General features: G+C 69.9%; 15 protein-coding genes. 6 read left to right on the top strand and 9 right to left on the bottom strand.

The features are described from left to right. Nucleotides 1-7: 7 nt before the first annotated feature. On the top strand, nucleotides 8-1213 hold the full coding sequence (locus PBV52_RS34525; RefSeq protein WP_274243648.1) for an FAD-dependent monooxygenase: 1206 nt from the start codon (nucleotides 8-10) through the stop codon (nucleotides 1211-1213). Here PBV52_RS34525 and thiD read toward each other — a convergent pair. Continuing rightward, nucleotides 1188-1988, bottom strand: coding sequence for a bifunctional hydroxymethylpyrimidine kinase/phosphomethylpyrimidine kinase (thiD, locus tag PBV52_RS34520; RefSeq protein ID WP_274243647.1), 801 nt, complete (start codon nucleotides 1986-1988; stop codon nucleotides 1188-1190). The two genes, PBV52_RS34525 and thiD, sit on opposite strands and share 26 nt — an antisense overlap. Then, entirely contained in the window at nucleotides 1985-2953 is a 969-nt protein-coding gene (locus PBV52_RS34515) for a thiamine-phosphate kinase (protein ID WP_062709090.1), read from the bottom strand. The genes thiD and PBV52_RS34515 overlap by 4 nt, the downstream gene beginning before the upstream one ends. Nucleotides 2954-3159: 206 nt before the next feature. Between PBV52_RS34515 and PBV52_RS34510 the strand changes: the two genes are divergently transcribed. Beyond that, a complete protein-coding gene (locus PBV52_RS34510; RefSeq protein ID WP_003997603.1) occupies nucleotides 3160-3393 on the top strand; it encodes an Lrp/AsnC family transcriptional regulator in 234 nt (77 codons plus the stop codon). Nucleotides 3394-3413: 20 nt separating this feature from the next. After that, on the top strand, nucleotides 3414-3941 hold the full coding sequence (locus tag PBV52_RS34505) for a DUF3515 domain-containing protein (protein WP_274243646.1): 528 nt from the start codon (nucleotides 3414-3416) through the stop codon (nucleotides 3939-3941). Nucleotides 3942-3984: 43 nt separating this feature from the next. Here PBV52_RS34505 and PBV52_RS34500 read toward each other — a convergent pair whose 3' ends face one another. The 3 genes from PBV52_RS34500 to PBV52_RS34490 form a co-directional block, all read right to left on the bottom strand. Beyond that, a complete protein-coding gene (locus tag PBV52_RS34500; protein ID WP_274243645.1) occupies nucleotides 3985-5142 on the bottom strand; it encodes a D-alanine--D-alanine ligase family protein in 1158 nt (385 codons plus the stop codon). A gap of 70 nt (nucleotides 5143-5212) precedes the next feature. Beyond that, on the bottom strand, nucleotides 5213-6223 hold the full coding sequence (locus tag PBV52_RS34495; RefSeq protein WP_274243644.1) for an NAD(P)H-dependent glycerol-3-phosphate dehydrogenase: 1011 nt from the start codon (nucleotides 6221-6223) through the stop codon (nucleotides 5213-5215). After that, nucleotides 6220-7080, bottom strand: coding sequence for a 1-acyl-sn-glycerol-3-phosphate acyltransferase (locus PBV52_RS34490; RefSeq protein WP_274243643.1), 861 nt, complete (start codon nucleotides 7078-7080; stop codon nucleotides 6220-6222). The genes PBV52_RS34495 and PBV52_RS34490 overlap by 4 nt, the downstream gene beginning before the upstream one ends. Before the next feature lie 169 nt (nucleotides 7081-7249). On the opposite strand from PBV52_RS34490, the gene cofC reads away from it, so the two are divergent. Both cofC and PBV52_RS34480 read left to right on the top strand, forming a co-directional pair. Then, nucleotides 7250-7888 carry a 2-phospho-L-lactate guanylyltransferase gene (gene cofC / locus PBV52_RS34485; protein ID WP_274243642.1) on the top strand — a complete coding sequence of 213 codons (639 nt, stop codon included), beginning with the start codon at nucleotides 7250-7252 and terminating at the stop codon, nucleotides 7886-7888. Nucleotides 7889-7948: 60 nt separating this feature from the next. After that, the gene (locus PBV52_RS34480) at nucleotides 7949-8152 is read left to right on the top strand and encodes a hypothetical protein (protein WP_274243641.1); all 204 of its coding nucleotides are present in this window, start codon (nucleotides 7949-7951) and stop codon (nucleotides 8150-8152) included. 106 nt (nucleotides 8153-8258) lie between these two features. Here PBV52_RS34480 and PBV52_RS34475 read toward each other — a convergent pair whose 3' ends face one another. The 4 genes from PBV52_RS34475 to leuC all read right to left on the bottom strand — a co-directional run bounded on the left by PBV52_RS34475 (nucleotide 8259) and on the right by leuC (nucleotide 11568). Further along, nucleotides 8259-8903: an HU family DNA-binding protein gene (locus PBV52_RS34475; protein WP_274243640.1), complete on the bottom strand. Its 645-nt coding sequence runs from the start codon at nucleotides 8901-8903 to the stop codon at nucleotides 8259-8261. A 137-nt stretch (nucleotides 8904-9040) separates the two neighbouring features. Next, complete coding sequence (locus tag PBV52_RS34470; RefSeq protein WP_274243639.1) at nucleotides 9041-9271, bottom strand: hypothetical protein; 231 nt, start codon at nucleotides 9269-9271, stop codon at nucleotides 9041-9043. 266 nt (nucleotides 9272-9537) lie between these two features. Continuing rightward, a complete protein-coding gene (leuD, locus tag PBV52_RS34465) occupies nucleotides 9538-10131 on the bottom strand; it encodes a 3-isopropylmalate dehydratase small subunit (protein WP_274243638.1) in 594 nt (197 codons plus the stop codon). Between the two features lie 6 nt (nucleotides 10132-10137). Next, nucleotides 10138-11568: a 3-isopropylmalate dehydratase large subunit gene (leuC, locus tag PBV52_RS34460; protein WP_274243637.1), complete on the bottom strand. Its 1431-nt coding sequence runs from the start codon at nucleotides 11566-11568 to the stop codon at nucleotides 10138-10140. 195 nt (nucleotides 11569-11763) lie between these two features. On the opposite strand from leuC, the gene ndgR reads away from it, so the two are divergent. Beyond that, nucleotides 11764-12480, top strand: coding sequence for an IclR family transcriptional regulator NdgR (gene ndgR, locus PBV52_RS34455; protein ID WP_015036427.1), 717 nt, complete (start codon nucleotides 11764-11766; stop codon nucleotides 12478-12480). The last annotated feature ends 43 nt before the right edge of the window (nucleotides 12481-12523 follow it).

Here is a 12523-nt window from a genome sequence, read left to right as displayed (position 1 = left end):
GCCGTGCATGACGAACAAGACGCATGACCTCGGCCACCTCACCGTCCTCATCTCCGGCGCCAGCGTCGCCGGCCCCGCCCTCGCCCTGAACCTGGCCCGCTACGGCGCCCGCGTCACCGTCGTCGAGAAGGCGCCCGCGCTGCGTGGCGGCGGCTTCGCGGTCGACTTCCGGGGGCACGTCCACCGCACGGTCCTCACCTCGATGGGTATCTGGGACGAGATCCACGCCCACCAGACCCATATGAGCCGCCAGAGCGTCGTGGACGCGGACGGGCACGCGCGCGTGGACCTGCCCTCGGAGATGATGAGCGGCGACGTGGAGATCTTCCGGGGCGAGCTCGCGCGGATCATGTACGAGCGCACCGAGGACTGCGTCGACTACGTCTTCGGCGACTCGATCGCCACACTCACCGACACACCCCACGGCGTCGACGTCACCTTCGAGAACAGCCCGCCCCGCCGCTTCGACCTGGTGATCGGCGCGGACGGCCTCCACTCGCACACCCGAGGTCTCGTCTTCGGCGACGAATCCCGCTACCTGCGCTTCTTCGACCACTACGTCGCGGGCTTCGAGGTCCCCAACGACCTGGGCCTGGACCGCACGGGCCGCCTCTACAGCGAGCCCGGCCGCGCGATCGCCCTCGGCAACTACGACGGCGACCCCGACCGCGCGGGCGCGCTGCTGGTCTTCCGTTCCGAGCGGCTGTCCTACGACCGCCGGGACACCGCCGCGCAGAAGCGGATCCTCGCCGAGCGGTTCGCGGGGATGGGCTGGGAGGGGCCGAACGTCCTCAAGGCGCTGGAGGCGGCCGACGACCTGTACTTCGACGCGATCGCCCAGATCCACGTGGACCGGCTCACCAAGGGGCGCGTGGCGCTGCTCGGGGACGCCGGGTACGGGGCCACGATGGGCGGCATGGGCACCGGGGTGGCGATCGTCGGCGCGTACGTCCTGGCCGGTGAACTCGCCCTGGCGGGCGGGGATCACCGTACGGCGTTCGCCGCGTACGAGAGCCGGGTCCGGGACTTCGCCAAGGGCTGCCAGAAGACCTCGGGCAACGCGGGCCCGTTCTTCGCGCCGGCCACCGAGCGGCGGATCCGCACCCGGGACCGGATGTACCGGCTGCTCGCCTCCCGCCCGCTGGCGGCCTTCTTCAAGCGGCTCACCGAGAAGTCGGCGACCGACATCAAGCTCCCGGAGTACCCCGTGTGAGGGCCCAGCCGTGGTCGACCGGCCCGATCCCGCCGCCGAGCGCGAACCCGGCCGCGATCGCCCCGGTGACGTACTCCTTGGCCGCCGCCACCGCCTCCGGCACGGACTGCCCCTTCGCCAGCTGCGACGCGATCGCGGACGCGAGGGTGCAGCCCGTGCCGTGCGTGTGCCGGTTGTCGTGGCGCGGGGCGCGCAGCCAGTGCTCCTCGGAGCCGTCCGTGAGCAGGTCCAGGGCGTCGCCCGCGAGATGGCCGCCCTTGACCACGACCCAACGGGGCCCGTACGCCAGCACGGCCGCCGCGGCTCGCCGCATGTCGTCCTCCGACTCCACGTGGACGCCGGTGAGTTGGGCCACCTCGTCGAGGTTCGGGGTGGCGACGGTCGCCACCGGCAGCAGCTTGGTGCGCACCGAGTCGAGCGCGGAGGCCGCCAGCAGCGAGTCCCCGTGCTTGGAGACCCCGACCGGGTCGACCACGGCGGGCGCGTCCGTCCCTCCGAGCAACTCGGCCACCGCCTCGACGAGTTCGGCCGACGCGAGCATCCCCGTCTTGACGGCCTGGACACCGATGTCGTCGACGACGCTGCGGTACTGCGCCCGCACCGCCTCCACCGGAAGCTCCCAGGCCCCCTGCACACCAAGGGAGTTCTGGGCGGTGACGGCCGTCAGCACACTCATGCCGTGCACGCCGAGCGCGAGCATCGTCTTCAGGTCGGCCTGGATGCCCGCGCCGCCACCGGAGTCGGAGCCCGCCACCGTAAGGACGCCCGGGATCATGACTCGATGTCCCCGCCGAAGTGGTCCCAGCCGCCCTTGCTGGTCCACGGCGCCCCGTCCACCGTCACCTGGGGCAGTGCCGAGGGGTTGAGGACCTCGCCGATGACCTTCCAGCGGGCCGGCAGCTTCACGTCCGGCGGGAAGGTCGCCACGATCGCGTGGTCCTCTCCCCCGGTCAGCACCCACTGCATGGGGTCGACGCCGACGGCCTGCCCGATGTCGTTCATCTGGGACGGGATGTCGATCGCGCCCGAGCGGATGTCGATGCGGACCTTGCTGGCCTCGGCGATGTGCCCGAGGTCCGCGATCAGCCCGTCGCTGACGTCGCACATGGCGGTCGCGCCGAGCCCCGCGGCGGCCGGACCCGCGTGATACGGCGGCTCGGGGCGCCGGTGCGCCTCCACGAAGGCCCGCGGCGAGCGGAAACCGCGGGCGAGCACGGCGTATCCGGCGGCGGACCAGCCCAGCCAGCCGGTCACCGCGACGAGGTCGCCGGGCTGCGCGCCCGCCCGCGTCACGGGCTCCTGGTTGCGCAGATCGCCGAGCGCGGTGATCGACACCATGATCGTGTCGCCCCGTACGACGTCGCCGCCGACCACCGAGGCGCCCGCGACCTGGCACTCGTCGCGCAGGCCGTCCATCAGCTCGCTCGGCCAGGTCACCGGGAGTTCGGCCGGCACGACCAGGCCGAGCAGCAGCGCGGTCGGTACGGCGCCCATGGCGGCGATGTCCGCGAGGTTCTGCGCGGCGGCCTTGCGGCCCACGTCGTAGGCCGTGGACCAGTCACGGCGGAAGTGCCGTCCCTCCAGCAGGATGTCGGTGCTGGCGACCACCCTGCGGTCGGGCGCGGCGACCACCGCGGCGTCGTCGCCGGGGCCGACCCGGACCGCCGGGGTGGTGGTGAGACGGGAGGTGAGCTCCCTGATGAGCCCGAACTCACCGAGCTCACCAACAGTGCCCTTCATTTCCCTTACGCCCCTTCTGTCCCTGTCCGCACCCGGTCGCGCGTCACTACTGTCCTCGCTACGGTCGAGATGTACGTCAACTTCTGTCGTGCCTGCACCCCGGCGCGCAAGCCCCGGCCACCGCAGGTCTCCCCGCGGCGAGCGGCGACGCGATACCGTGGCGTTCCTTTTCCCCACATGATCCTCGTGGCCGCCCTGGAGGTTCCGTGGTACAGGCGTACATCCTGATCCAGACGGAGGTCGGCAAGGCGTCGACCGTCGCCGAGACGATCAGCAAGATCCCTGGAGTCATCCAGGCCGAGGACGTGACAGGACCGTACGACGTCATCGTGCGCGCCCAGGCCGACACAGTCGACGACCTGGGTCGCATGGTGGTCGCGAAGGTCCAGCAAGTGGACGGCATCACCCGCACCCTGACCTGCCCGGTCGTACATCTGTAGCCCCCGTCTAACCTTGGCCGGTGAACTCTTTCCGTCACCGGCACACTTCTGTCCTCGGGCTGCCCGCGCTGGTCCTGCTGATCACCGCCGCGGGCTGCTCATCAGCAGACGACAGCGCGTCGGCGGCGGTTCCCAGCCCCGGTGCGAAGGCCGCGAAGCTGTGTCAGAACCTCGACAAGGTACTGCCGGCCAAGGTGGACGGTGAGCGCCGTGAGGACCCCTCGCCCGCGTCCGCGCTGACCGCGGGCTGGGGGGACGACCCGGCGATCATACTGCGCTGCGGTGTCGTACGGCCGCCGAAGATGATCGATCCCAAGGTGGCCGAGGGGCGGGACCCGGACGCGGTGGCCGGTGGCGTCGAAGGCGTGAAGTGGCTGATGGAGGAGCAGGACGGCGGGGGGTACCGGTTCACGACCGCGAGCCGGCGCGCGTATGTCGAGGTCACCGTGGGGCAGGGCCGGGACAGTTCGAGTGTGCTGATCGATCTTGCGCCGGCCATCAAGAAGGCGATCCCCCAAGGGGTCGCCGACCTGACGGTGAGCAACTGAACGGCAGGCAGCCGAAGGGGCCCGCGCCCGACCGGTACGGCGGTCACCTGAGGCCGGTGGACCGCCGCATCGCCGCCTCGATCAGTTTGTCCACGAGGTCCGGGTAGCTGATCCCGCTCGCCTGCCACATCTGCGGGTACATCGAGATCGGCGTGAAACCGGGCATCGTGTTGATCTCGTTGATCACGAACTCCCCGTCCTCGGTGAGGAAGAAGTCCGCGCGCACCAGGCCCTCGCACGAGGCCGCCTCGAAGGCGTCCACCGCCAGGCGCTGGACCTCCGCGGTCTCCTCCGGCGTGAGAGGCGCGGGCACGATCCCCGGCGTCGAGTCGATGTACTTGGCCTCGAAGTCGTAGTACGCGTGCGTGTCCGGCGGCGGGATCTCGGCCGGTACGGAGGCCCGCGGCCCGTCCTCCAGCTCCAGCACCCCGCACTCGATCTCACGGCCGCGCAGCGCGGCCTCGACGAGGATCTTCGGGTCGTGCCGCTGCGCCTCGGCGATCGCCTCGTCCAGGCCGGACAGATCCTCGACCTTGGTGATGCCGATCGACGAACCCGCGCGCGCGGGCTTCACGAAGAGCGGCCAGCCGTGGTCGCCGGCGAGGTCGATGATCTTCTTGCGGGCGGCGGACTCGTCCTGCTCCCACTCCCGCGGCCGGATCACCACGTACGGGCCCACCTTGAGCCCGAACGAGGTGAACACCCGCTTCATGTACTCCTTGTCCTGGCCGACGGCCGAGGCGAGCACACCGGAGCCCACGTACGGCACGCCGGAGAGCTCCAGCAGGCCCTGCAGGGTGCCGTCCTCGCCGTAGGGGCCATGGAGCACCGGGAAGACGACGTCGATCTCGCCCAGCGCCTTGGGCACCGATCCGGGCTCGGTGTAGACGACTTCGCGGTTCGCCGGGTCGACGGGGAGCACCACGCCGCCCTCGCCGGCGTCGGTGAGGTCCTCGACTTCGGGCGTACGGCGATCGGTGATCGCCATCCGTTCCGGTTCGTCCGCGGTGAGCACCCAGCGGCCTTCCCGCGTGATGCCGATCGGCAGGACGTCGTACTTCGTCCGGTCGATCGCACGCAGTACGGCGCCGGCGGTGACCATGGAGATCCCGTGCTCGGAGCTACGACCGCCGAACACGACGGCCACGCGCGGCTTGCGAGGCTGCTGGTCTGGGCTCTGGGGGAGGTTCTCGGTGCTCATATCGCGATGAGCGTACCCGCCCGTAGGGTCCGAGTCAGCGTCCGGAGGGTGGCGTTCCCCTCGGCGTCGCTCAGCGTCGCTCCGGCTTTGCGCTGCGCGACATCAGCTCCTTGAGCGCGACCACCGGCGGCTTGCCCTCGTGCACGATGCCGACGACCGTCTCCGTGATCGGCATGTCGACGCCGTGCCGGCGGGCCAGATCCAGCACGGACTCACAGGACTTGACGCCCTCGGCGGTCTGCTTGGTGACCGCGATGGTCTCCTGGAGGGTCATGCCCTTGCCGAGGTTGGTGCCGAAGGTGTGGTTGCGGGACAGCGGCGAGGAGCAGGTCGCCACCAGGTCGCCCAGGCCCGCGAGTCCGGAGAAGGTCAGCGGGTCGGCGCCCAGCGCGACCCCGAGCCGCGTGGTCTCGGCGAGGCCGCGTGTGATGAGCGAGCCCTTGGCGTTGTCGCCGAGGCCCATGCCGTCCGCGATGCCGACGGCGAGGCCGATGACGTTCTTCACGGCACCGCCCAGTTCGCAACCCACCACGTCCGTATTGGTGTAGGGGCGGAAGTACGGCGTGTGGCTGGCGGCCTGGAGGCGCTGGGCGACGGCCTCGTCGGTGCAGGCGACCACCGCGGCGGCCGGCATCCGCGCGGCGATCTCGCGGGCGAGGTTGGGTCCGGTGACCACGGCGATGCGGTCGTGGCCGACCTTGGCCACGTCCTCGATGACCTCGCTCATCCGCATGGTGGTGCCGAGTTCGACGCCCTTCATCAGCGACACGAGGACCGTGCCCGGCGCCAGCATCGGGGTCCACTCGGCGAGGTTGGCGCGCAGCGTCTGGGAGGGGACGGACAGCACCGTGAAGTCGGCGCCGGCCATGGCCTCGGCGGGGTCCGTGGTGGCCCGCATACCTTGCGGGAGCTCGACGCCGGGGAAGTAGTCGGGGTTCGTACGGCTCGAGTTGATGGCCTCGGCGACCTCGGCGCGACGGGCCCACAGGGTGACCTCGCATCCCGCGTCGGCGAGGACGATGCCGAAGGCGGTTCCCCACGAACCGGCACTCAGAACTGCCGCCTTGACGGGCTTGCTCACGCGCCCTGCCCCTCTTCCTGTCCGGCCTTTTCCTGCCCGGCCTTTTCCTGTTCGGCCTTTTCCTGTTCGGCCTTTTCCTGTTCGGCCTTTTCCTGTTCGGCCTTCAGCTGCGTCTGCCGGTTCTGCGCGGCGGTCCTGCGGCGCTGCTCGATGCGCTCCTGGCGCGGATCGTACGGCGTCTCGGGCGCCTTCTCGCCGCGGATCTCCTCCAGCTGGCGGGTGATGGCGGCCATGATGACCTCGGTCGCTTCCTTCAGCAACTCCGGGGTCATCTCCTTGTCGTAGAAGCGCGCGAGATCCACGGGCGGGCCCGCGAGCACCCGGTGGGTCTTGCGCGGAAGGACGTTGGCCTTCTTCGCGTAGGGCGGCAGCAGTTCGTTGGCACCCCACTGCGCGACCGGGATCACCGGGCACTTGGTCTGCAGCGCCACGCGCGCGGCGCCGGTCTTGCCGGTCATCGGCCACTGGTCGGGGTCGCGGGTGATGGTGCCCTCGGGGTAGAACGCGACGCACTCGCCGCGCTCCACGGCGTCGATCGCGGCCCTGAAGGCGCTCAGCGCGTCCGTGGTTTCCCGGTAGACGGGGATCTGCCCGGTGCCGCGCATCGCGGCGCCGACGAATCCCTTCTTGAAAAGGCCGCTCTTCGCGAGGAATCGCGGAACCCGGCCGGTGTTGTACTGAAAGTGCGCGTACGCGAAGGGATCGATGTGCGAATTATGGTTCACCGCGGTGATAAATCCACCCTCGGCCGGAATGTGCTCCATTCCGCGCCAGTCCCGCTTGATCAGAACCACCAGCGGCGGTTTGCAGAGCACCGCGGCGAAGCGGTACCAGAAGCCGATTCTGCGGCGGGGCACGCGGACACCTTCCTCTAGGGATCAAGGACATCGGGCCGGAGGGCCGCACAAGTGTCGCCCCAGGCCGCCGGTCTGTCGAGAACACGGTACGCCTCGCCGCCGCAACCGCCAGATGCCCCTGGTGACGGCTGAGTGACAATGGCCGCGACTAGAGAGGGACGAAACGCTCGTGCAGTGGACCTTGGTCATACCCCTGAAGCCCCTGGCGCGGGCGAAGAGCAGGCTCTCGGACACCGCGAGCGACGGACTGCGCCCGGGCCTGGCCCTCGCCTTCGCCCAGGACACCGTCGCTGCGGCGCTGGCCAGCCCGGCGGTGAAGGATGTGGCGGTCGTCACGAACGACGCCCTGGCCGGCCGTGAGCTGGGCGCACTTGGCGCGCACATCGTCCCGGACGAGCCGGGCGGCGGCCTGAACGCGGCACTGGCGCACGGGGTGGCGGTCGTACGCTCGTCCCGCCCCGAAAGCGCCGTGGCGGCCCTCAACGCCGATCTTCCCGCCCTGCGCCCCCTGGAATTGGCCCGAGTTCTGGACTCTGCCGCGGAATTCCCACGCGCATTCCTCCCGGATGCAGCCGCAATCGGCACGACGCTGCTGGCCGCCGCTCCGGGCAGAGATTTACTTCCTTCATTCGGCACGAATTCCAGGACCCGCCATCGCGAGTCCGGAGCGGTGGAACTCGACCTCGACCAGGTGGATTCGGTACGCCAGGACGTGGACACCGGCGCCGACCTGCGCGCCGCGCTGGCCCTGGGCGTAGGCCCGCGAACAGCGACGGCAGCCGCGCGTCTGCTGATCAAGGAACAGTAAAGGGCGCGACCAGCCCCTATGGCGCCGCACATCATCACAACCCGTCGTAGGGTTGCAGTCATGCAGGCAACCGCATACACCTACGACGCCGAAACCCGCACCGGCAGCGTGCTGCTGGACGACGGCACCCCTGTCCCCTTCGACGCCCCGGCGTTCGACGCAGGCGGCCTGAGGCTGCTGCGCCCCGGCCAGCGGGTGCGCATCGAGACGGAGGGTGAGGGCGAGGCCCTGCGGATCACCCTGGTGACGTTGCAGACCCTCTGAACCACAGCGAAGTCAGAACCACAGCGAACTCACCAGCGCATTCCGAACACGCCGCGGGCCGGACTCCACACGGAGTCCGGCCCGGCGCGTGAGTGCCCCTGCGGTTCTACCTCTTGCGGGCGGTGGCCTTCTTGGCGGTGGTCTTGCGAGCCGTCGACTTCTTGGCGGGCGCCTTCTTGGCGGTCGCCTTCTTCGCCGGGGCCTTCTTGGCCGTCGCCTTCTTCGCGGTGGTCTTCTTCGCCGCGGTGGTCTTGGCGGTCGTCGTGGTCTTCTTCGCCGGCGCCTTCTTCGCGGTGGCCTTCTTGGCGGCGGCCGTGGTCTTCTTGGCCGTCGTCTTCTTCGCCGCCACCTTCTTCGCGGCGGCCGCCTTGGTGGTCTTCTTCGCGGCGGCCTTCTTGACCGTCGCCGCGGCACCACCGGTCAGGCTGCCCTTGGGCGCCTTCTTGACCGCGACCTCGCCGCCCCGCGGGAGCTTCTTCGAGCCGCTCACCAGGTCCTTGAAGCCCTGACCCGCACGGAAGCGCGGGACGGAGGTCTTCTTGACCCGAACCCGCTCGCCCGTCTGGGGGTTACGGGCATAACGAGCAGGTCGGTCGACCTTCTCGAACGAACCGAAGCCGGTGACCGAGACCCGCTCACCCGCGACGACCGCGCGGACGATGGCGTCCAGTACATGGTCGACAGCCTCGGCGGCCTGCTGACGGCCGCCCATCTTGTCGGCAATCGCTTCTACGAGCTGCGCCTTGTTCACGTCTTCCCCTTCGGAGACATCGCCAGAACGAAAGTGTTCAAGCTTTTTCGCACGTTAGGCAGATATATACCGCAAATCAAACACGAAACGGGCTAATCACCCTTGTGCCGCAACAGACTCGACGGTCTTGAAGGTGTTCAGCGTTCCTCTTCGGGGAATCGCCCCGCGTCGAGGTCCGCGATGAACGCCTCCAGGCGCCTTGTCGCTTCGGCGACGTCGTGTTTGGCCGCGGCCGTAATGACCAGCAGCTTCCGGGTCAGCGCCATCCGTACGCCCTCCGGGACTTGCAGTGCGCGCACCCTTGCATGCGCTTCCTTCAGTTGGTCCGCGACTGCCGCATAGAGCTCGAGTTGGCCGTCGTGTTCCATGCACAGATTGTGCCATCTGGGGCGAGTTGTCGCCTGCCAGGGGTGCAACTCCGGCCTCAAATGGCCTTCCGGGCACTTGCGGAAGCCACGGCTACAAGACTCGCGTACCCCAGCAACACCCGTCGTAACGTGGGAAGTTGAGTACCGCACCCACGCCGCGCAGGGCCGTTCGGGTGCAGACATGGCAGTACCCCCGATCGGGGCTGATCGGGGGTACTGCGCGGGTGTTGCGGTGGCCGAAAGTCGCCTTGCGCCGAAGCCTTGGCTCAGGCCTGGAGCGTGCGCGGCTTGAACGACGGCCGCTTCGCCTCGTAGGCGGCGATGTCGGCCTCGTTCTGCAGGGTGATCGAGATGTCGTCGAGGCCGTTCAGCAGCCGCCAGCGGGAGTTCTCGTCCAGCTCGAAGGAGGCGGTGATGCCCTCGGCGCGCACCTCACGGGCCTCGAGGTCGACCGTGATCTCGGCCTGCGGGTCCTTCTCGGTGAGCTCCTGCAGCGCGTCCACGATCTTCTGCTCCAGAACCACCGTGAGCAGGCCGTTCTTGAGCGAGTTGCCGCGGAAGATGTCCGCGAAGCGCGAGGAGATGACGGCCTTGAAGCCGTAGTTCTGCAGCGCCCACACGGCGTGCTCACGGGAGGAACCGGTGCCGAAGTCGGGACCGGCGACCAGGACCGTGGCGCCTTGGCGCTCGGGCTGGTTGAGGATGAACGTCTCGTCCTTGCGCCAGGCCTCGAACAGCCCGTCCTCGAACCCGTCCCGAGTCACCTTCTTGAGCCAGTGAGCAGGGATGATCTGGTCGGTGTCGACGTTGGAGCGGCGCAGCGGGACGGCCCGGCCGGTGTGCGTGGTGAATGCTTCCATGACTTCTCAGACTCCAGCGGGCGTACGGGTCTCGGCGTCGGACAGGTCGGCCGGGGAGGCCAGGTGGCCCAGGACCGCGGTGGCCGCCGCGACCTGCGGCGACACCAGGTGCGTACGACCGCCCTTGCCCTGCCGCCCCTCGAAGTTGCGGTTGGAGGTGGACGCCGAGCGCTCACCGGGGGCCAGCTGGTCGGGGTTCATGCCCAGGCACATCGAGCAGCCCGCGTGCCGCCACTCGGCGCCGGCCTCCTTGAAGACCACGTCCAGGCCCTCGGAGACGGCCTGCAGACCCACCCGCGCGGAGCCCGGAACAACCAGCATCCGCAGGCCGTCGGCGACTTTGCGGCCCTTGAGGAGCTCGGCGGCGGCGCGCAGGTCCTCGATCCGGCCGTTGGTGCAGGAGCCTACGAAGACGGTGTCCACCTTGATGGAGCGCAGCGGCTGACCGGCCTCCAACCCCATGTATTCCAGGGCCTTTTCGGCGGCGAGGCGCTCCGAAGCGTCTTCGTACGAAGCCGGGTCGGGGACGGACGCCGAAAGCGGCGCACCCTGGCCCGGGTTGGTGCCCCAGGTGACGAACGGCGACAGCTCGGCGGCCTCGATGACGACCTCGGCGTCGAACTCGGCGTCCTCGTCCGTCTTCAGCGTCTTCCAGTACGCGACGGCCGCGTCCCAGTCCTCGCCCTTGGGCGCGTGCGGACGGCCCTCGAGGTAGTCGAAGGTGGTCTGGTCGGGGGCGATCATGCCCGCGCGGGCACCGGCCTCGATCGACATGTTGCAGATGGTCATGCGGGCCTCCATCGAGAGCTTCTCGATGGCGGAGCCGCGGTACTCCAGGACGTAGCCCTGGCCGCCGCCGGTGCCGATCCTGGCGATGATCGCCAGGATCAGGTCCTTGGCGGTGACGCCGTCGGGCAGTTCGCCGTTGACCGTGATGGCCATGGTCTTGGGGCGGACCAGCGGCAGCGTCTGGGTGGCCAGCACGTGCTCCACCTGGGAGGTGCCGATGCCGAACGCCAGGCCGCCGAAGGCGCCGTGCGTGGAGGTGTGGGAGTCGCCGCAGACGACCGTCATGCCGGGCTGGGTCAGACCCAGCTGCGGGCCCACGACGTGCACGACACCCTGCTCGACGTCGCCCAGCGGGTGCAGGCGCACGCCGAACTCGGCGGCGTTCTTGCGCAGCGTCTCCAGCTGGATCCGGGAGACCGGGTCGGCGATCGGCTTGTCGATGTCGAGGGTCGGGGTGTTGTGGTCCTCGGTGGCGATGGTCAGGTCGAGCCGGCGCACCTGGCGCCCGCTCTTGCGGAGGCCGTCGAAGGCCTGCGGGCTGGTCACCTCGTGCAGCAGGTGCAGATCGATGAAGAGGAGGTCGGGCTCGCCCTCGGCGCGCCGGACGACATGGTCGTCCCAGACCTTCTCCGCGAGTGTCCTACCCATCGCTTTCCCTCCGGCCGGCAAGCGTCCACCGGCCCAACTAGAGATCTTGAGGAAGCAGCGCCCGCCGCCCCTGTTCGGGCGTCCGCCACCGGGCCCGTTTGTCTGCGGGCCGCATTGCCTTCGTGTCTTCCAGAGTGGCGCGTTCCACGGAAAATTGAACTTGCGTTTCACAGAGTGAGACGCGAGTATCGTTTCATGGACAACAGTAGCGGCGTCGGCGTTCTGGACAAGGCAGCCCTTGTCCTGAGCGCCCTGGAGTCCGGTCCGGCCACCCTCGCGGGGCTTGTGGCGGCCACCGGATTGGCACGACCCACGGCCCACCGGCTGGCCGTGGCTCTGGAACACCACCGCATGGTGGCGCGCGACATGCAGGGCCGTTTCATTCTGGGCCCTCGCCTCGCGGAGCTGGCCGCGGCGGCCGGCGAGGACCGCCTCCTCGCCACGGCGGGCCCGGTACTCACCCACCTCCGTGATGTCACGGGCGAGAGCGCGCAGCTCTATCGCCGCCAGGGCGACATGCGCATCTGCGTCGCCGCGGCGGAGCGTCTGTCCGGCCTTCGGGACACGGTCCCGGTCGGCTCCACGCTCACGATGAAGGCGGGCTCCTCCGCGCAGATCCTCATGGCCTGGGAAGAGCCGGAGCGCCTGCACCGCGGCCTGCAGGGCGCCCGCTTCACGGCCACCGCGCTCTCCGGCGTACGACGCCGGGGCTGGGCCCAGTCGATCGGCGAGCGCGAGCCGGGCGTCGCGTCCGTCTCCGCGCCCGTACGCGGCCCGTCGAACCGCGTGGTGGCCGCCGTGTCCGTCTCCGGCCCCATCGAGCGCCTGACCCGCCACCCGGGCCGTATGCACGCCCAGGCGGTCATCGACGCCGCGGCCCGCCTGTCGGAGGCCCTGCGCCGCACCGGCTGACGTCGGGGACGTCGGTGGGGAGGGCCTGCCTCAACGCCGCGGC

Origin of the sequence: Streptomyces sp. T12, assembly GCF_028736035.1 — a bacterium.
In the GTDB taxonomy this organism is placed as follows: domain Bacteria; phylum Actinomycetota; class Actinomycetes; order Streptomycetales; family Streptomycetaceae; genus Streptomyces.
This window is presented reverse-complemented; position numbering and strand designations above follow the sequence as displayed.

Coding starts and splice junctions, on each gene's coding strand:
- PBV52_RS34470 (WP_274243639.1), bottom strand. CDS start 9,271: ATGGAACACGACGGCCAACTCGAGCTCTATGCGGCAGTCGCGGACCAA.
- PBV52_RS34500 (WP_274243645.1), bottom strand. CDS start 5,142: ATGAGCACCGAGAACCTCCCCCAGAGCCCAGACCAGCAGCCTCGCAAG.
- PBV52_RS34525 (WP_274243648.1), top strand. CDS start 8: ATGACGAACAAGACGCATGACCTCGGCCACCTCACCGTCCTCATCTCC.
- PBV52_RS34480 (WP_274243641.1), top strand. CDS start 7,949: ATGCAGGCAACCGCATACACCTACGACGCCGAAACCCGCACCGGCAGC.
- leuD (WP_274243638.1), bottom strand. CDS start 10,131: ATGGAAGCATTCACCACGCACACCGGCCGGGCCGTCCCGCTGCGCCGC.
- ndgR (WP_015036427.1), top strand. CDS start 11,764: ATGGACAACAGTAGCGGCGTCGGCGTTCTGGACAAGGCAGCCCTTGTC.
- leuC (WP_274243637.1), bottom strand. CDS start 11,568: ATGGGTAGGACACTCGCGGAGAAGGTCTGGGACGACCATGTCGTCCGG.
- thiD (WP_274243647.1), bottom strand. CDS start 1,988: ATGATCCCGGGCGTCCTTACGGTGGCGGGCTCCGACTCCGGTGGCGGC.
- PBV52_RS34515 (WP_062709090.1), bottom strand. CDS start 2,953: ATGAAGGGCACTGTTGGTGAGCTCGGTGAGTTCGGGCTCATCAGGGAG.